The 17,039-nt window shown below is 51.4% G+C and carries 16 protein-coding genes and 3 tRNA genes; 10 read left to right on the top strand and 9 right to left on the bottom strand.

The genetic code is table 11. From position 1 onward, the window contains the following. Positions 1-13: 13 nt before the first annotated feature. The 4 genes from gltX to HC248_RS13035 all read left to right on the top strand — a co-directional run bounded on the left by gltX (position 14) and on the right by HC248_RS13035 (position 1,918). Entirely contained in the window at positions 14-1,423 is a 1,410-nt protein-coding gene (gene gltX, locus HC248_RS13050) for a glutamate--tRNA ligase (protein WP_168922850.1), read from the top strand. Between the two features lie 72 nt (positions 1,424-1,495). Next, positions 1,496-1,571 (top strand) — tRNA-Ala (locus tag HC248_RS13045). 102 nt (positions 1,572-1,673) lie between these two features. Beyond that, a tRNA-Glu gene (locus tag HC248_RS13040) sits at positions 1,674-1,749 on the top strand. Positions 1,750-1,841: 92 nt separating this feature from the next. Further along, positions 1,842-1,918, top strand: a tRNA-Asp gene (locus HC248_RS13035). A gap of 139 nt (positions 1,919-2,057) precedes the next feature. On the opposite strand, the gene HC248_RS13030 is transcribed toward HC248_RS13035, so the two are convergent. Beyond that, positions 2,058-3,413: a hypothetical protein gene (locus HC248_RS13030; RefSeq protein WP_168922849.1), complete on the bottom strand. Its 1,356-nt coding sequence runs from the start codon at positions 3,411-3,413 to the stop codon at positions 2,058-2,060. 288 nt (positions 3,414-3,701) lie between these two features. Between HC248_RS13030 and HC248_RS13025 the strand changes: the two genes are divergently transcribed. Then, positions 3,702-4,388 carry a Crp/Fnr family transcriptional regulator gene (locus tag HC248_RS13025; RefSeq protein ID WP_168923839.1) on the top strand — a complete coding sequence of 229 codons (687 nt, stop codon included), beginning with the start codon at positions 3,702-3,704 and terminating at the stop codon, positions 4,386-4,388. A gap of 87 nt (positions 4,389-4,475) precedes the next feature. Here HC248_RS13025 and HC248_RS13020 read toward each other — a convergent pair whose 3' ends face one another. The 3 genes from HC248_RS13020 to HC248_RS13010 form a co-directional block, all read right to left on the bottom strand. Beyond that, positions 4,476-5,300: a response regulator gene (locus HC248_RS13020; RefSeq protein WP_168922848.1), complete on the bottom strand. Its 825-nt coding sequence runs from the start codon at positions 5,298-5,300 to the stop codon at positions 4,476-4,478. 11 nt (positions 5,301-5,311) lie between these two features. Beyond that, entirely contained in the window at positions 5,312-5,671 is a 360-nt protein-coding gene (locus HC248_RS13015; protein ID WP_272953617.1) for a response regulator, read from the bottom strand. Between the two features lie 101 nt (positions 5,672-5,772). Next, the gene (locus HC248_RS13010; RefSeq protein ID WP_168922846.1) at positions 5,773-6,033 is read right to left on the bottom strand and encodes an ATP-binding protein; all 261 of its coding nucleotides are present in this window, start codon (positions 6,031-6,033) and stop codon (positions 5,773-5,775) included. A 32-nt stretch (positions 6,034-6,065) separates the two neighbouring features. On the opposite strand from HC248_RS13010, the gene HC248_RS13005 reads away from it, so the two are divergent. Then, positions 6,066-7,046 (top strand): IS30 family transposase, encoded by a 981-nt coding sequence (locus HC248_RS13005; RefSeq protein WP_168920864.1) that lies wholly within the window; start codon positions 6,066-6,068, stop codon positions 7,044-7,046. On the opposite strand, the gene HC248_RS13000 is transcribed toward HC248_RS13005, so the two are convergent. Genes HC248_RS13000 through HC248_RS12990 form a run of 3 tightly spaced genes read right to left on the bottom strand, consistent with a single transcriptional unit; the run spans position 6,997 to position 9,561 of the window. Beyond that, on the bottom strand, positions 6,997-8,103 hold the full coding sequence (locus HC248_RS13000) for a PAS domain-containing sensor histidine kinase (protein ID WP_337778949.1): 1,107 nt from the start codon (positions 8,101-8,103) through the stop codon (positions 6,997-6,999). The genes HC248_RS13005 and HC248_RS13000 overlap by 50 nt on opposite strands. A gap of 10 nt (positions 8,104-8,113) precedes the next feature. Beyond that, a complete protein-coding gene (locus tag HC248_RS12995) occupies positions 8,114-8,995 on the bottom strand; it encodes a DMT family transporter (protein WP_168923837.1) in 882 nt (293 codons plus the stop codon). Between the two features lie 35 nt (positions 8,996-9,030). Next, positions 9,031-9,561, bottom strand: coding sequence for a methylated-DNA--[protein]-cysteine S-methyltransferase (locus tag HC248_RS12990; RefSeq protein WP_168922845.1), 531 nt, complete (start codon positions 9,559-9,561; stop codon positions 9,031-9,033). Between the two features lie 285 nt (positions 9,562-9,846). On the opposite strand from HC248_RS12990, the gene HC248_RS12985 reads away from it, so the two are divergent. Genes HC248_RS12985 through HC248_RS12975 form a run of 3 tightly spaced genes read left to right on the top strand, consistent with a single transcriptional unit; the run spans position 9,847 to position 13,589 of the window. Further along, on the top strand, positions 9,847-11,232 hold the full coding sequence (locus HC248_RS12985; RefSeq protein WP_168922844.1) for a phosphomannomutase/phosphoglucomutase: 1,386 nt from the start codon (positions 9,847-9,849) through the stop codon (positions 11,230-11,232). Positions 11,233-11,259: 27 nt separating this feature from the next. Beyond that, on the top strand, positions 11,260-12,297 hold the full coding sequence (waaC, locus tag HC248_RS12980) for a lipopolysaccharide heptosyltransferase I (protein WP_168922843.1): 1,038 nt from the start codon (positions 11,260-11,262) through the stop codon (positions 12,295-12,297). Continuing rightward, on the top strand, positions 12,294-13,589 hold the full coding sequence (locus tag HC248_RS12975; protein ID WP_168923836.1) for a 3-deoxy-D-manno-octulosonic acid transferase: 1,296 nt from the start codon (positions 12,294-12,296) through the stop codon (positions 13,587-13,589). Before waaC ends, HC248_RS12975 begins: the two co-directional genes overlap by 4 nt. Positions 13,590-13,672: 83 nt before the next feature. On the opposite strand, the gene HC248_RS12970 is transcribed toward HC248_RS12975, so the two are convergent. After that, the gene (locus tag HC248_RS12970) at positions 13,673-14,632 is read right to left on the bottom strand and encodes a Bug family tripartite tricarboxylate transporter substrate binding protein (RefSeq protein WP_168922842.1); all 960 of its coding nucleotides are present in this window, start codon (positions 14,630-14,632) and stop codon (positions 13,673-13,675) included. 242 nt (positions 14,633-14,874) lie between these two features. After that, a complete protein-coding gene (locus HC248_RS12965; RefSeq protein WP_168922841.1) occupies positions 14,875-15,915 on the bottom strand; it encodes a CDP-6-deoxy-delta-3,4-glucoseen reductase in 1,041 nt (346 codons plus the stop codon). A gap of 63 nt (positions 15,916-15,978) precedes the next feature. Here HC248_RS12965 and HC248_RS12960 point away from each other — a divergent pair, with 63 nt between their 5' ends. Next, positions 15,979-16,908 carry an NAD-dependent epimerase/dehydratase family protein gene (locus HC248_RS12960; protein ID WP_168922840.1) on the top strand — a complete coding sequence of 310 codons (930 nt, stop codon included), beginning with the start codon at positions 15,979-15,981 and terminating at the stop codon, positions 16,906-16,908. Positions 16,909-17,039 lie beyond the last annotated feature (131 nt).

Genomic DNA, 17,039 nt, shown 5'->3' with positions numbered 1-17,039 from the left:
AATTTTTAAAACTATGACGATTAAAACCAGAACTCGCTTTGCGCCGTCACCCACCGGCTTTATTCATTTGGGCAATATTCGCTCAGCCCTTTACCCATGGGCGTTTGCGCGTTCTAGTGGTGGCGATTTTATTTTGCGGATTGAAGACACCGATGTTGAGCGCTCTACGCAAGCCGCCGTTGATGTGATTTTGGAGGGTATGCGCTGGCTTGGGCTTGACTATGACGAAGGCCCGGTTTATCAAATGCAGCGCATCGCACGCTACAAAGAAGTGCTGCTAGAGCTGCAAGCCGGTGGCCATGTCTACCCCTGCTATATGAGCATGACTGAGCTAGACGCGCTGCGTGAGCAGCAAACCCTAGACAAAGAAAAGCCGCGCTACGACGGCCGCTGGCGCCCCGAACCAGGCAAAACCTTGCCGCCCGTGCCCGAAGGCGTGCAACCGGTGCTGCGCTTTAAAAATCCGCAAGGCGGCTCTGTTGCTTGGGATGACAAAGTCAAAGGCCGTATCGAAGTGAGTAACGACGAACTCGACGACTTGGTGATCGCCAGACCCGCTCAGCCGGGCGAGTTAATGGGCACACCCACGTACAACTTTTGCGTCGTCGTTGACGATATGGATATGGGTATTACGCATGTGATTCGCGGCGACGACCACATCAACAACACGCCGCGCCAGATCAACATCTTTCGCGCCCTGGGCCGCGAGGTTCCGGTTTATGCGCATTTGCCTACTGTGCTCAATGAGCTGGGCGAGAAGATGAGTAAGCGCAATGGCGCTAAGCCCGTTACCCAATACGCCGCCGAGGGTTATCTGCCCGATGCCATGCTTAACTACTTAGCCCGCTTGGGCTGGAGCCATGGTGATGATGAAATTTTTAGTCGCGCACAATTTCTGGAGTGGTTTAGCCTAGACCACTTGGGCAAAAGCGCAGCCCAATTCGACGAGGCCAAACTGCGCTGGGTTAATGCCCAACACCTCAAAGCCAGTAGCGATGAGGCATTAGCCGTTTTGGTTCAGCCTTTTTTAGATGACGCTGTGATGCAGGCCTTAGGCCAAGATCGTTTGGTGCGCGGTTGCGGCTTGTTTAAAGATCGCTGCGCTACTTTGGTTGAGTTGGCCGCTTGGCTTAAGGTTTTAGTCGGTGGTGCTAGTGCCAGTGAAATCGACCTTGCAACGCACGTCACCGATGCCGTCAAGCCGGCGCTGGCTAAGCTAGCCGAGGCCTTAGCTAACTGTGAATGGAATCGCCAAGCCATTGCAGCGGCCATCAAACAAGTGCTGCAAGAGTGTGGTCTGAAAATGCCGCAACTGGCCATGCCGGTGCGGGTGTTGGTAATGGGCACACCGCAAACACCGTCGATTGATGCGAGCTTGGAGTTGATGAAAAAAGAAGTTGTGATTAATCTTTTGAAACTTTGAAATCGGGCAATATTTCCAAGCTATAATTTAAAGCTCAGCAGTGAATAAGTAGTTAATTACTTAGTCTTTGAAGGGGGTATAGCTCAGCTGGGAGAGCGCTTGCATGGCATGCAAGAGGTCATCGGTTCGATCCCGTTTACCTCCACCAAAACGCTGAAAAGATTTTGTTGGTTTTATTTGTATTTTGTTAGTTTTCTGAGTGGTTTTTGAGGTTAAACTCATAGGCTGAGCAGAAATGTTCCAAGGTTATGACCCTATCGTCTAGAGGCCTAGGACATCACCCTTTCACGGTGAGTACCGGGGTTCGAATCCCCGTAGGGTCGCCAATATTCATTTTGCTGAAAAGCAAAGTGTTTAGGTAAGAAGTCTTTAGCACTTCGGTTTGTAGAGAAATTTACAGGCTAAACGCTATCTACCAGGAGTGGTAGTTCAGTTGGTTAGAATACCGGCCTGTCACGCCGGGGGTCGCGGGTTCGAGTCCCGTCCGCTCCGCCAATATTTAAAGCCACCAGTCGCAAGACTGGTGGCTTTTTCTATTTTCATTTCATCAATACCCTTGATTGATATTTGAAATGGGCAATTTTTTAGTCTGGTTTTTAACAGTGCAGATTTTTTGTCTGCACGACAGCTAAGTCTAGCCATCTGATTTGATTGGCTGAGCGCTCTTACTTTCTGTGTCCGCTGTACTTTTACTCAAACTTGGATCAGAGAAATCAATACTCAAAGCATATTGCGCTTTTTCTACAGTGATTGGACCCGTCTTTGGAATATCTAATACTAAGCTTATTGCAAATGAACTCCTTTTGGGATTAATTTCCATCATGCTTGATGTCTGTAAGCTTACTGAATTAAAAAAAATATTTTCAGACTTCGAGTAATCAGCTTCTATTTTTATTCCCCCTTTGCCATTGCTGCTCAGTGTGTAGTTAAGCTTTTCCTTGCCACCTGTAGGAAAACCAACTGTCTCTGCTGGAATCAAAACATATCCGTTCTCCCCGTCCATTGCTAGTGCATCTTCTTGAAATTTAATCGGTGTTTGGTTGCTGGTTTGAAGCAAAACTAATACAGACCCAAACAGGCCTTGTTGTGCTTGATTAGAACTGCGTAGCATGACATCGCTGTCACCACCCGCAAGAGTTCGCCATTTCTCTATGGCACTGAGTTTGCGCTGATCACGGTCGTCTTTTGCCGGGTCCCACCCAGAGGCATCATAAAGTGGCTTTAATTGACCTTCTTCATCTCTGTATTTGAAACTTGCTCTTTCTAAGTCTTTCCAGCAAGAGTGGGTTATGTCTTTTTTTGTAGATTCTTCTGATGATTTTTTGCTCTCAGTTGCAGTTGCAGTTGCTGACGTAATCCCGGATTCAGTTGGTTTTTTGAGCGCTAACCCGATTTCAGATTCCACTAATAATGTCAAAAGTTCTTGTATCAATGGCGGCTTCAACGACTGCATAGGGATGACAAAAGGTTGTGTGCTTGCCCGTAACACCATGAGATGGTTGGCAACATGCGTACGAAATATAGTCAGAATGTTTTCATCTTCTGCCTTAATATTTGGCCAAACACGCTCTAAATTCTTGTTGAGTGCCAGCACATCTTTCAACGATGCTTGACTTAGATAATTTTTTAATTCAACACCAATTAACATCTCTACGCTTGAATCTTTTTCTCCCCAATGTTTGCTAGCAGAGCTTATCGCTTTAAGTGATTGGGATCTGCCTTGGTTTTCTGAAACTTCCGTGATGAAGTTATTGATTTTTTCTAAGCAAACCCAAGTCTCCTTCTTTGTGATTAGCTCAGTAGGTATATTTCTTGAAGAGCTCACTTGCGCCATACGATTTTGTAGAGATTTAAATGACACCTTTAGCGCCTCTAAGCGCGGTGATGTGATCCTTTTTTCTGCGCTCTTAACTTGTTTTGGACTTTCGTCTTTACTGTCTTGTGGGGTGAGTATTTTGAGCTTTGGTGTGCTGGGTGGAACTCTGTTCATCTGGTTTCTCCAAAAGTTTTGTTTGTATACATATTGAATTAATAAGTTACATATTTTTGAAAAAAAATGCAACGATAAGTTGTAAAAAATATTGTTTTAGCGCGCCTAGCGCTCATCGGTCTTCTTAAAACTCCGTAAGTTTTCAACAAGTCTCTATACTGCGTACACAAACACAGAGTCAACGAACAGGCGCCACTCGTAGACGCGATTGTTGACAGACTTAATATGGACAGCATCCCAAAGTACTCCGCTACCAAGCTAAGCACGCGCGACATTGACGCCGAGTTAATGAGAAATTCATTGCTCGCCGCACTGCCAGCTGCAGAGCTTGAGCGTTGGCGAGTACAGCTTGATTGGGTAGAGCTCTCACTTGGTGATGTCTTGAATGACACCGGAAAGTCACCAACCTATGCGTATTTTCCTGTTACGGCAGTCGTCTCTTTACTTTGCGCTACAAAGAATGGTGAATCTTCTGCAATAGCCGTGGTCGGTAATGAAGGGCTCGTAGGCGTTTCATTACTGATGGGTGGAGGCTTAGCGACTAGCCGGGCGGTGGTGCACAGTGCAGGTGCCGCTTATCGCATGTCAGCCAAAGTTTTAATCGATGAAGTCAACCGGCACGGGCCTACGCTGTCTTTAATGCTGCGCTACATTAATGCACTTTTCATTCAGGTAGCCCAGACTGCGGTCTGCAATCGACACCATGCGCTTGAACAACAATTGTGTCGCTGGCTGTTGCTAAATTTAGACCGATTAAACAACGCCGAACTGCTCATGACGCAAGAGTTGCTGGCTAATTTGCTAGGTGTGCGCCGTGAAAGTGTGACCGAAAATGCCATCAAACTACAGGACGCAGGTGTCATCCATTACAGCCGTGGTCATATCTACGCGCTCAATCGCACGGCTTTAGAGGCGCGCAGTTGTGAATGTTATGCGGTAGTCAAAAAAGAGTACGACCGTCTTTTGTTTAGCTAGTACCTGACGCAATGCTTATTTTTCAGCATTGTTGGTGTTTCTAATTTTTAGACGTTTAGACGTTTAGACGTTTAGACGTTTAGACGCTCAGGTATTTGGCGTTAGCTCTGAACCTATGCCTCGAAACCCCACAAAACGGTAAGCAGTATCGAACATGGGTTCACCACTGACTTGAAAAAATTGTTGCGTGCCATCTTCATTAGTGCGGCTAAATCTAAAGTCTCGAAACGCTTCCTGTTTAACGATGGTTTCTTGCAGCTTTTGCTGTTCCAACACATTCCAACCAAGGATTTTTTCTGCCGCATGTTGGCCGAAAAAGGCGGTGATTCTGAGCCCTAAAAGTTCAAGCGCTGAGCCACTAATCGTTGTGTTCTGCGCGTTGGCGCTTTGCTCCCAATACCAATGTGCTGGCAGTTTAGCCATGCTGGTGAAGCGGGCCTCACTTTCGCTGAGTTTGATCGACCGCTCACTCACGACTTGCTCAAGAAACTGATTTTGTTTTGCCAGCATTTTGTAGAGCAAGCGGACTTCTAGCATGTTGTAAATACGTGTTTTGACTTCAACCAAACTAAACGGCTTACTGAGAAAATCTTTGGCACCCGCGTTGAGCGCGCGCAACTTGTGTGTAGGTTCGGCGGTCAAAACTATGACTGGTAAGTAGTGGTCTGGATCGTGTTGCTTAAGTGCTTGCATCACCTCAAACCCATCCATCTTTGGCATTTTCAAATCGAGCAATATCAAGTCGTAATCATTTTTTTGATGAAGTCCAAGCACTTCAAGCGAATCGCTGGTTTGCTCTAAGTTGGTATAACCGGTGACAGCCAGAAGTTGTTCAAGCAATTCCATATTGGCTGGTTGATCGTCAACAATTAAAATTTTCGCGGCCAGTATTTCCGCTCGTGAAATAGTCATAGTCATGATTTTTATAGCTTGGATTTTTTGTTTTGTTCGGCACCAGAAAGTGTTCTCGCATCATTTAGCGTGTGCATAAATGCAGTGATATTTATGGATTTTTTCAGGTGGCAAAAAAATCCCGCCGCAAGTTTTTCTTCGATGTCTCTTGGCACAGCGTTAGCGTTTAAGGCTACGACTGGAATATACGCTGTGTTGGGCTCAGCAGACAAATTTTGCATGGTCTGCATGCCGTGGATACCAAGCAGATCTATGTCCATGAGTGTCAAGTCTGACTGGCAGATACGCGCTAGCATAACGCCGGCGATGCAGTCTTTTGCTGGGAACAACCGAAAACTTTTGTCTTTAGCGATTATTTTGTTCACTAGCATCAGGTTAGTAGTTTTTTCAACGTAGAGTAGGCTGCTTAAGTTCGGAAAAAAAATAGCGTTAAGACGCTAGCGAGCGGCAGTAAATCGAGTGGCTACACAGACTAGTTTTTATCACCGATGGTGTTTATTTCTATCCAAAAATTACTACCCACTCCGACTGTACTTTCCACACCAATACTGCCGTCCATTAATTCAACCAAGCGTTTAGTCATCATTAAGCCTATGTCTTGCTCGGTGTTTGCTTGCTGTCCCAGTCGATTAAATGTTTGAAACAAATCAGCAATTTCTTCCTGCGCGGATTCAAGTCTGAAGTGCAACTTTGAAATTAACCGTACGGGTGGGTGAGATGTGAGAGCATCCAAGCTTCCCGACTACCAAGTCAAAGTTGCCCAGAATGATTTACACACACCTCACCCGTGACGAACGTTACCAGATTGCAATCCTCGTCAAAGCAAACTTCAATCAAAGTGAAATTGCAAAAATGATGGACCGTGATAAATCGAGCATCAGCCGTGAGTTGCGTCGTAACCGCGGTCTACGAGGCTATCGCCCTAAGCAGGCAAATGACAAAGCCCAAGAACGTAGACTTGCCTGCGCCAATAGTCCTAGAGTTGCTGACTCGACATGGGCTGTAGTGGAGGAAAAGTTGGCTGAGGCTTGGAGCCCCGAGCAAATCAGCGGCCACCTCGAAGCTAGCCACCAACCCGGTGTTAGCTATGAGAGCATTTACCAGTACATCTACGCTGACAAACGCGCGGGCGGCACCTTGCATAAAACACTGCGTTGCCAGAAGACGCGAAAAAAACGCAGCAGTGGCCGTGAACGGCGCGGCACCATCTCTCACCAGGTCTCAATAGAACTGCGACCCGACATCGTGCTTGAGCGTGCGCGCTTTGGCGACTGGGAGGCTGATCTGGTGATTGGTGCCGGGCAGAAGCAAGCACTAGTGACGATTAATGAGCGTGTCTCTCGCTATTCAATAATTTTCCACGTGCCATTCAAAACAGCGCAAGCCGTAGGGGACGCGTTAATCACTTTACTCAAACCGTTCGCTCATTGCGTGCACACTCTCACGACTGATAACGGCAAGGAATTTGCCCAGCATGAACGAATAGCTTCTGCGCTGAGTGCAGATTTCTTTTTCGCCCATCCATACGCCTCGTGGGAGCGTGGGGCGAACGAGAATATGAACGGTTTGATTCGCCAGTTTTTCCCAAAGGGGATGCGCTTTAATTGCATCACCGACGATGACATTGCTTTAGCGATGCACAGGCTCAATCATCGTCCTAGAAAATGTTTAGGGTATCGAACGCCGCATCAGGTTTTTATGGAACAGTTAGAGTCCTATCAGCATACGGTTGCACTTCAAGCTTGAATCCGCCCTGGTTTAAACCGTCTCCAGTGCTTTTAAACGCAATCCGCACACGCGTCGGGCTGGTGTTGCTGTAGCTGACGTAAACCGAGCCATTGGCACTGTTGTATTTAATCGCATTGGATAAAAGATTGATGACAATTTGTTTTAGTCGCGTGCGCTCGGTGTTGATAAAACAAGCTTGGTCAAAGTGGGGAAACTCGATTTGGATGCCGCGCTTGTTGGCCTGCGGCTCTATTATTTTTTCGCATTCCTGCATCACTTCGGCGAGCGAGACTGGTTCAAGGAGTAGCGAGAGCTTGCCCGACTCTATCAACGCCAAGTCAAGAATTTCATTCATCAACTCAAGCAGATGCCATCCCGACTGCAAAATTTGATCGACGCTGCGTTTTTGTGATGGCGTGGGTTCCGGTTTGCCTGACTCAAGTAGTTGTGCGAAACCTAGGATTGCATTGAGCGGCGTGCGCAACTCGTGCCTCATGTGGTAGAGAAAATCTGACTTCGTGAGATTGGCTTTTTCTGTTTCTGCCATAGTCTTAATCAACGCTTGCTCGAATTGCTTGCGCACCGAATTATCCGTACCAACGAATAGGTAGCCAATGATTTCACCGAGCTTGTCGCGCAACGCTGTGACAGACACAATCGCCGGAAATTGACTGCCGTCTTTGCAGATATAAGTCAGCTCGTAAATGTCTTTTATACCGCCTGAAGCCTTAAAGACCAGCGCTTCAAAGCCGGGTTTGATCTGCGTATCAAGCTCTAAGCTCAAGGCCTTGGCACGTGCTAGGACTTCCTGCGGGTCTGAAATGTCGGCCGGTGTTGCTTGGTCTACTAGCTCGTTGGCTGAGTAGCCCAGCATGCGCTCAGCACCTAGATTGAAAATCTGAATCACACCTTTGGCATCGGTGGCTATGCTGGAGAAATTGACGCTGTTGAAAATAGCGTTTTGTAATCCATCGGCTTGTAGCAAGGTCGCTTGGCGTTGAATCTCAATGCGCTCTGCTTTACCTTTGTCTTTGTCTATGAGCGGATTGACGTCACCGGTATTAATCATGGACATGCCATTGCTTTTAATAAACCGCAGCCCTGCTGCGCAGCTTGATGAGACCGGTCGCTAGTGCCGTGCCGCAAACAATTACCGCAGCGCACAGTAGCATCCAAGCTGTGACATGTTCGTTCAAAAACAGCACGCCATACAGCACTGCGAACACTGGTACCAGATAAGTCACTGACAGCGCACGCTGCGGCCCGGCGTTGGCAATTAGACGAAAGAACAGAATATAGGCTATGCCCGTGCACAACACGCCTACGACCAACATGGCCAACCAAGCATGAGTGCCCGGTACCTCAGTTGGCCAGAACCAGGCCGCTGGCAAAGCCAGACCTAGCGTTGCACCCATTTGACTGCCGGCGGCCGTCACCAAAGGGCTGATGCCAGTCAGATAGCGCTTGGTGTAGCTCGCTGATATGCCGTAACACAAGCAAGCTAGTAGACAAGCCATCATGGCCCATGCTGGCGCTACACCTGCTGCATTGGGCTTAAAGCTGGCACTGTCCCAAGCGAGCATGGCGACACCGGCAAAGCCGAGTAATAAGCCCAGCATGCGCAGCAGTGTGAGTTTGTCTCTAAGCCATACCCAAGCGATTAATGCGCCAAACATCGGCACCGTGGCGTTAAGAATGGCTGACATACCGGTGCTGATAGACAGCAAAGCATAGGCATAACAAGCAAACGGAATGCCAGAATTAAGCATGCCGACTAGAAATATTTTTTTGTAATTTTTCACCAACTGCGGAAGTTGGCCGCGTAACCAAACCAGGGGCAACAAAAAAAGCGCGGCAATTGCAACTCTCACCAAGGCTGTCGGCAACGGCCCAAATTCCAGCGCACCGATGTGCATAAATAAAAATGAAGAGCCCCAGATAGCGGCTAGCAGTACAAAGTCGCTCATCCATTTGTTTGGGGTGGTTAAGGCAGTTATTGCATTCAAATCAAGCTTTCTTGGGGTTCTACGCAGGCCGCGCCTTCGAGGCGAAGCAGAGCCGTCTTTCGTGCCAGGCCGCCTGCATAGCCAGTCAGTGACCCGTTTGCGCCTATTACTCTGTGACAAGGCACGATGATGCTAACCGGGTTTCGTCCTATCGCCGCGCCGCAAGCCCTAAAAGCTGTTGGCCTACCCGTTATCGCGCTGATAGCGTCGTAGCTGCTGGTCTGACCCGGTTCTATGGATAGCAGCGCCCGCCATACCGACTGCTGAAAAAGCGTGCCGCTGCGCAAATCGAGGGGCAGTGAAAACTGCCTGCGCTGACCGGCAAAATATTCGTCAAGTTCCGCTTTGGCTTGGTGCAGCAACGCGTGCTTGGGCTGCTCTGGCCATTTGTCAGCGACGGTTTTAGACGGCAGGTGGCGCTGGTCATCAAACCACAAACCGGCCAGACCCGAATCCGTGGCAGCCAAAATAATTCGGCCCAGTGGACTGCGGTAGTCGCTCTGAACCATGGTGGGATCAAATAGCATGGTGATTCCTATTGGATATTGACTTTTAGCTTGGCTTTGAGTCTGAGTTTGTGTCGACTTTGATGGCTTTAGTCTTGACTATTCGCATCGCTGTCGCAATCAAACACAGCCTGCGGTATGTTGCCGCAGTCGGAGCTTACGCGAGAGTAAGAAATTATGATACGCCGAGCAGCAGTGGATGAGTCGTTGGCAGCGCTCAAGATGACTAGCCCCGCCTACAATTGTTCGGCCTGCACGCAGTACTCATACTGGGAACGTGCTAGGCCAGATTTATAGGGCCCACTCATGCAAGTTAGCGCATCCATCTTCAAGGCATACGACATACGCGGCATTGTGCCGGCAACTATTGATGAGGCTCTGGCTCAAGCCCTCGGCAAAGCTTTCGGCACCCGCGCTATTGCAGAGGGTGAAAAAACCGTCGCTGTGGGTAGAGACGGTCGCTTGAGCGGAGCGTCTTTGGCAGCCGCTTTGATGCGCGGCTTGTCCGAAGCCGGAGTCGAGGTGATCGATGTGGGCATGGTCACCACACCCATGCTGTATTTCGCCGCGAACACGCTGGCAAATAGCGGCATACAGGTGACCGGCAGTCACAACCCCCGGGATTACAACGGTTTCAAAATGGTGCTGGCGGGACGGGCGATTTACGGCGACGAAATTCAAGCCCTGCGTGACATCATAGAAACTGAAAACTGGGTTCTCCCCAAGCAGCCCGGCCAAATCCGCGCGGTCAGCGTGAACGCTGATTACCAAGATCGTGTCGTCTCCGGCATCAAACTGTCCCGGCCTATGAAGATAGTGATTGACTCAGGTAACGGCATTGCCGGCGCATCGGCACCCGCCATCTTTAGGGCCTTAGGTTGCGAGGTGACAGAACTGTTCAGCGAAGTGGACGGTAACTTCCCCAACCACCATCCTGATCCAAGCAAGCCGGAGAATTTGCGTGACTTAATCCAAGCCCTCAAGGACGGTGACACCGAAATCGGTCTGGCTTTTGATGGCGACGGCGACCGGCTCGGCATAGTCACCAAGGACGGACAAAATATTTACCCCGATCGTCAGATGATGCTGTTTGCGCGTGATGTGCTGTCCCGTGTGCCGGGCGGCACGATACTGTTTGACGTTAAGTGCTCGCAGCGCCTAGCGCCCGAGATTGAGGCCGCAGGCGGCGTCGCCTTGATGTTCAAAACCGGTCACTCGCTGATTAAAGCCAAAATGAAGCAAGTCGATTCGCCATTGGGCGGTGAGATGAGTGGTCATATTTTCTTTAAAGAGCGCTGGTATGGTTTTGACGACGGCACTTACGCCGGCGCAAGACTGTTAGAGATAGTTAGCCGCTCTCCCGACGCCGGCCCAGTACTCAATGGCCTGCCCACTAGCTTTAGCACGCCCGAGCTCAACGTCGCTTGCGTAGAAGGTGAGCCGCACACAGTCGTCCAAGCTTTGATAGCAAAAGCCCAGTTTGCTGCGCCGGCTGTGCTCAACACGATTGACGGCGTACGGGTTGATTGGCCGGACGGCTTTGGCTTGATTCGCGCCTCCAACACCACGCCGGTGTTGGTACTGCGTTTTGAGGGCCACACGGCTGAGGCTTTGGCGCGGATTGAAACTGACATGTTGGCGCTGCTACGCAGTGTCAAACCAGAGGCGAGTTTTACGGCTTCTGCACACTAAAAAACGCCTGAAGCTAGCCCATCATTCATGAAAATCCTGCTGGTCAAACTCTCGTCTTTGGGCGATATCGTTCACACCCTACCGGTGGTGCAAGACATTTGCGCCGCTTTTCCCGGCGCTCAGATTGACTGGGTTGTGGAGCAGTCTTTTGCTTCTTTGCTTGAGCGCCAGCCGCAGTTGCACCGCAGCATAGGCTGCAAGATTCGGCGCTGGAGTAAATCGCCCTTGGCCGCGACAACCCGCGCGGAGTGGCGTAGCTTTAAAGCCGAACTCCAGCGTGAACGCTACGACGCGGTCATCGATTTGCAGGGTTTGACTAAATCGGCAGTGGTCTCTTGGCTGGCCCGCTTGGCGCCTGGCGGCAAACGTTATGCACTGGCTAATCAAACGGAAGGCTCTGGCTACGAGGCGCCCACGCGCTGGCTAGCCGATGTGGCGATTCGTATAAAGCCGCATATTCACGCGGTCGAGCGCGGCCGCGAGCTGGCGGCCAAGGCGCTTAACTACAGTTTTAAGCCCGAGCCTAACTTTGGCTTGCGGTCTTTCAATTCAGCCAACGCAGCCAGCTATGCCGATTCAACGCCCGCTCAGCCCGAGCGGATTGCATTTGTACACGGTACTTCACGCGCCGACAAAGAGTGGCCAATGGCGCACTGGCTGGCGCTGGGTTTGCGTTTTAATGCCGCCGGCATGCAGATAGTTTTGCTGCACGGCAACGCCGCAGAATTAGCCACCAGCCAAGCCATGGCGGACTGCTTTAACAGCAGTCAATTACAAGCCGGGCAATACCCGGCCGCCGTGGTGATGCCGTTGCTGGCATTAAATACTTTGTGCGACGAGCTCGCTGGTTGTGCCGGTGTCATAGGCGTGGACAGCGGCGTCAGTCACATTGCCGTCGCACTGGATTTACCGCACGTGCAGCTGTATAACTTTGACACCGCCTGGCGCACTGGGCCGGTCTCTTTTCCCGCAGCAAAGCCAAGCCGTCAGCTCAGCGTCTACGGCCTACCCGTGCCAGAGGTCGCCGCGGTATGGCAGGCTTGGCAATGCGCGGCCCAAGCATGAATCGCTTGATGCTGCGTTTGTATGCGTTAGTGATGTGGCTGAGTCAGCCCTTGCTGCGGCGCAAACTGGCACGCCGCGGTCAGCTTGAGCCGGGCTATGGCTACGCCGTAGCAGAGCGCTTTGGCCACTACAGCCAGCCGTTAGAAACGCGAAGTGAGCTGGTGTGGCTGCATGCGGTCTCGCTCGGTGAGACGCGCACAGCAGCGCCCTTGCTGGCGGTTTTGCGTGAACACTATCCCGACCTGCGCATCTTGCTTACTCACGGCACGGCCACCGGACGCGAGGCGGGCAGGGCGTTATTGCGTGCGGGTGATGTGCAGGTCTGGCAGCCTTGGGACAGCCCTGCGGTGGTGCGGCGGTTTCTGCATCACTTTAAGCCGCGCCTGGGACTGTTGATGGAAACCGAGGTCTGGCCGGTCACGCTAGCCGAGGCTAGGCGCTGCGCTTTGCCCATGCTGTTAGTCAATGCCAGGTTGTCTGAAAAATCCCTTGCCCAAGCCCTGCGATTGGCCAGCTTATCGCGCCCAGCTTATAGCGGTTTAAGCGCTGTACTCGCGCAGACTGAAGCCGACGCTAGCCGCTTTGCCCGCTTGGGCGTGACGCGGCTAAGCGTGTCTGGCAACCTCAAGTTCGATGTCAGTCTGGATGCTGCCTTGCTCGCCAAAAGCCGCCTCTGGAAGCGGGCCGAACCGCTGCTGCTGTTTGCCAGCTCGCGTAAAGGTGAGGAAATCGATTTTCTAAGCCAGATTCGCCAGTTTAAAGATCAGCCCAAGCGATTAGTTAGCCCGCGTTTTTTGCTAGTCCCGCGTCACCCCCAGCGCTTTGATGAAGTCGCCGAGTTAGCGCGCGGTCTGGGTTTGAGCGTTTCGCGTCGCTCCAGCTGGTCAGATGCCGGCCCAAGCGCCAGCGCTGAGGCGATGCAGGCCGATGTCTGGCTGGGCGACTCACTCGGCGAAATGGCCTTGTATTACGCGCTAGCCGACGCGGCATTGCTAGGCGGCAGCTTTGCGCCCTTAGGTGGACAAAATCTGATTGAAGCCGCCGCCTGCGCTTGCCCCATCGTCATGGGCCCCCACACATTTAACTTTGCCCAAGCCGCTGAGCAAGCCCAAGCCTGCGGTGCAGCCCAGCGCGTAGCCGATATGACTCAAGGCTTTGCCGCCGCTATGGCGCTGATCAGCCATCCGCAGCAATTGTCTGATGCAGCCCGTGCCAGTTTGGCGTTTGCCGCTGGCTATAGCGGAGCGGCACGCTTGACGTTTAAAGCCTTGCAGCCATTTTTGCGTGATTGAGTTTGCTGGTTAACCTGAAATTTGAAGATCCAGTTCTCTGGCGCCATCATTTTTTAGTCCACCTTAGTCCACCTTAGTCCACCTTAGTCCACCTTAGCACCCGACGCCTTGACTACTTTTTCATATTTAGCCAACTCGTTTTTCATCAGGCGGGCAAACTCTTCTGGCGTACTGGCTACTGGTTCGGCCATTAACAAGGCGAAGCGGCTTTTGATTTCGGGTGAATTGAGCGCTGCGGCAAAGGCATGATGCAGTTTTGCAATCACATCTTTGGACGTACCGGCCGGTGCAACTAAGCCCCACCAAGTATCAATCTCAAAGCCCTTGAGCGTTTCTGATAACGCTGGCACATCGGGCAAGGCACTGCTGCGCGCTAAAGTCGTCACAGCCAGTGCTTTGAGCTTGCCTGACTTGATACCCGCAGCCGCCGTTGCCAAATTATCAAAATTGAAATCGACCTGACCGCCTTGCAAGGCAAGCTGCGCTGGATTACCACCGTTGTAGGGAATGTGCAGCGCGAAAACACCGGCTCTGGCTTTGAAAATTTCACCGGCTAAATGGCCAGCGCTGCCGTTGCCACCGCTGGCGTAATTGAGTTTGGCTGGGTTGGCTTTTGCATATTTAATCAAGTCCGCTACGCTGTTGATATTTAGCCGCTTGGCGGTTTCGGCATTCATCACCAACACGTTTGGCACACGCAGCATTTGCGTGATGGGTGCGAAATCCGTCGCTGCATTAAACGGCATTTTGCTGTAGAGCCAAGGGTTGATCGCATTGGTTGCAACGGCTGCAATTCCAATCGTCATACCATCGGGCGCAGCCTTGGCCAGCATGTCCAAACCGATGTTGCCGCCGGCACCCGGCTTGTTTTCAATGATCACCGTGCCCAAGGTATTTCTTACCCCTTCAGCCATCATGCGTGCCGTCACGTCTATCGGACCACCGGGTGCGTAAGGCACTATCAAGCGTATGACTTTTGATTGCGCCAGTACGCTGCTAACGGGTGCAAGAAAAAGAGCCATGGCGCAAGCCAGGCCCGCCATTAACACTCTTTTAGAAGAGCTAGCCCTGTCACTTTGGTATTTGATTTTCATACCAAGATTGTCACACCCCAGCTTGATGCTGAGGGTTGCATTAAGCGCTGCACTGCTTTGCACTGAACAATCAACAAAGAGCGGTTAAAAAAAGCAAATTTAAAAGCGCTAATTGCTAGCCGCGCTAAAAGCGGATGGCTGATTGATCAAAGCTCAGTGCGCAGCGTCATCACCGATTAAGCCAACGCGTGTTAAGTCAGCGCAGCAGCTTTTTCTTTTTCCGTGATGAAAGAGTCAGCGAAAAATTCGTCTTCAGGCAAGCCTGCAGCAATGTAGGCAGCTTGCGCTGAGTCCACCACTATGGGCGCGCCGCAGGCATAAACCTGATGACCCGAAAAGTCGCTAATGTCTTGCAAAACCGCTTGGTGAACAAAGCCGGTACGGCCAGTCCATGCGTCTTCAGGCAGCGCGTCTGACACCACGGGGAAATAGCTCAGGTTTGGCATTTCTGCGACTCTGGCTAACACCCATTCGTGCAGGTATAGGTCTTGTGGACGGCGACCGCCCCAGTACAACACCGTGGGGCGGGTAATGCCCTTGAACTGCATGTGCTCAATCATGGCTTTAATGGGCGCAAAGCCGGTGCCTGAGGCCAGCATCACCATCGGTTTTTCACTTTCTTCGCGCAGGTAAAAGCTGCCGTAAGGCCCTTCAATACGCAAGATGTCTTTTTCTTTCATGGTGGCAAACACCGGATCGGTAAATTTACCGCCTGGCGAATGGCGAACATGCAATTCAAGACCCGGGTTATCGGTTTGCTGGTGTGGTGCGTTGGCCATAGAGTAAGCGCGTCTGTCGCCGTCTCTGAGCAAGAATTCAACATACTGACCGGCGTGGTACTTAAACACATCGCTGGCTGGTAATTGCAGGCGCATCACCATCACATCGGGCGAAACTTTGTTTAACGCGTTAACCCGTACCGGCATTTTTTTGATCGGAAAAGCGCTTTCGTCGGTGACTTGGCGCGACTCCAACACCACGTCGGTTTGCGCGGTTGCGCAACAGGTCAGGATAAATCCAGCTTCTTCTTCTTCCGGCGAGAGGGCTTTGGCTTGGTGCGGCCCTAGCGTGACAGTGCCAGAAATTTTCTTGCATTTGCAAGACCCGCAAGCGCCGTCTTTGCAGCCATACGGCATGCCAATGCCTTGGCTGATGGCGGCTGCCAGCAGGGCTTCATCTGGGTTGACGGTAAAAGATCGCCCGCTGGGCAATACTGTGATGTTAAAACTCATAGTGGTTATCCTTAAGACATCTGGTTTTTTAATGTGGCCACTAAAGCGGCGCATCCCCCAATTTTGCCCTCAAACTCAAACCCTTTAGGCGCACTGCCTTCTCGCTTTCGCCGCCAACGCGTTTTAATCATTGGCTGTGGTGACGTCGGCATGCGCGCTGCGCGTTTGCTACCGTCCCGGATTCGGGTGCTGGCGCTGACTTCTTCGGCCTCCCGGCTGGATGAGCTTCGCGCTCAGCAGATCACGCCATTGCTCGGTAACTTAGACGATAAAAGCACGCTGCGTCGGCTCTCAGCGTTAGCTACAAGAGTGCTGCATTTAGCGCCGCCGCCGAATCTTGACCCCTATGCCCGCACCGATCCCAGAACGCTAGATTTGCTACGCGCGCTGCGGCTGCGCAGTCTGCCGCAAAGCTTGGTCTACGGCTCAACCAGCGGCGTGTATGGCGACTGCGAGGGCCAGCACATCGATGAAACCCGCACCTTAGCGCCCCAGACTGGCCGCGCTTGGCGCCGTGTCGATGCGGAAGACCAATTACGTCTGTTCGGGCGCGGCACCGGCAGCAAGGTTCATATTTTGCGCATACCCGGTATTTATGCGCTCGATCGAGTGGGCGGCACGCCTGAGGCTAGGCTTCGCAAGGGCACGCCGGTGCTGCTGGCCGAGGACGATGTTTATACCAACCACATTCACGCCAACGATTTAGCGCGCGCCTGTTTAGCCGCGCTATGGCGCGGCAGGCCGCAGCGTGTGAGCAATGTCAGCGATGACACCGATCTCAAAATGGGCGACTACTTTGACTTGGCCGCGTCCCTCTACGGCCTGGCGCCGCCGCCGCGCTTAACGCGCACAGAGGCGCAACGTTTGTTACCGGCAATGCAATTGAGCTTTATGTCTGAATCGCGCCGTATGGACAACAGCCGGCTTAAAAAAGAATTGCGCTTGAAACTGAACTATCCCGACGTGGTTAGCGGCTTGCAGAAAAAAATCTAAAAACGTTTTTTTCTGCGTCGGCCACTTTGGCCTGAGTCTTGCATAAGTGCTGGCATGGTTTATATAAATACTTTGTCACCTAATGATTCAGAGGCTTTTCTAAAGCGTATTTCAGGCTATGCTCTGATGCG

This window comes from Polaromonas vacuolata, assembly GCF_012584515.1.
GTDB lineage: Bacteria > Pseudomonadota > Gammaproteobacteria > Burkholderiales > Burkholderiaceae_C > Polaromonas > Polaromonas vacuolata.
Note: the sequence above shows the minus strand (reverse complement) of the source record. Positions and strands in the feature narration are given on the sequence as shown.

Excerpts from the sequence above, each read along its gene's own strand:
- HC248_RS13000 (WP_337778949.1), bottom strand. The coding sequence starts at position 8,103 with ATGTCCATGATTAATACCGGTGACGTCAATCCGCTCATAGACAAAGAC.
- HC248_RS12975 (WP_168923836.1), top strand. The coding sequence starts at position 12,294 with ATGAATCGCTTGATGCTGCGTTTGTATGCGTTAGTGATGTGGCTGAGT.
- HC248_RS12965 (WP_168922841.1), bottom strand. The coding sequence starts at position 15,915 with ATGAGTTTTAACATCACAGTATTGCCCAGCGGGCGATCTTTTACCGTC.
- HC248_RS13030 (WP_168922849.1), bottom strand. The coding sequence starts at position 3,413 with ATGAACAGAGTTCCACCCAGCACACCAAAGCTCAAAATACTCACCCCA.
- HC248_RS13015 (WP_272953617.1), bottom strand. The coding sequence starts at position 5,671 with ATGCTAGTGAACAAAATAATCGCTAAAGACAAAAGTTTTCGGTTGTTC.
- HC248_RS12990 (WP_168922845.1), bottom strand. The coding sequence starts at position 9,561 with ATGCTATTTGATCCCACCATGGTTCAGAGCGACTACCGCAGTCCACTG.
- HC248_RS12995 (WP_168923837.1), bottom strand. The coding sequence starts at position 8,995 with ATGAGCGACTTTGTACTGCTAGCCGCTATCTGGGGCTCTTCATTTTTA.
- HC248_RS13020 (WP_168922848.1), bottom strand. The coding sequence starts at position 5,300 with ATGACTATTTCACGAGCGGAAATACTGGCCGCGAAAATTTTAATTGTT.
- HC248_RS12970 (WP_168922842.1), bottom strand. The coding sequence starts at position 14,632 with ATGGCGGGCCTGGCTTGCGCCATGGCTCTTTTTCTTGCACCCGTTAGC.
- gltX (WP_168922850.1), top strand. The coding sequence starts at position 14 with ATGACGATTAAAACCAGAACTCGCTTTGCGCCGTCACCCACCGGCTTT.
- HC248_RS13005 (WP_168920864.1), top strand. The coding sequence starts at position 6,066 with ATGATTTACACACACCTCACCCGTGACGAACGTTACCAGATTGCAATC.
- HC248_RS13025 (WP_168923839.1), top strand. The coding sequence starts at position 3,702 with ATGAGAAATTCATTGCTCGCCGCACTGCCAGCTGCAGAGCTTGAGCGT.
- waaC (WP_168922843.1), top strand. The coding sequence starts at position 11,260 with ATGAAAATCCTGCTGGTCAAACTCTCGTCTTTGGGCGATATCGTTCAC.
- HC248_RS12985 (WP_168922844.1), top strand. The coding sequence starts at position 9,847 with ATGCAAGTTAGCGCATCCATCTTCAAGGCATACGACATACGCGGCATT.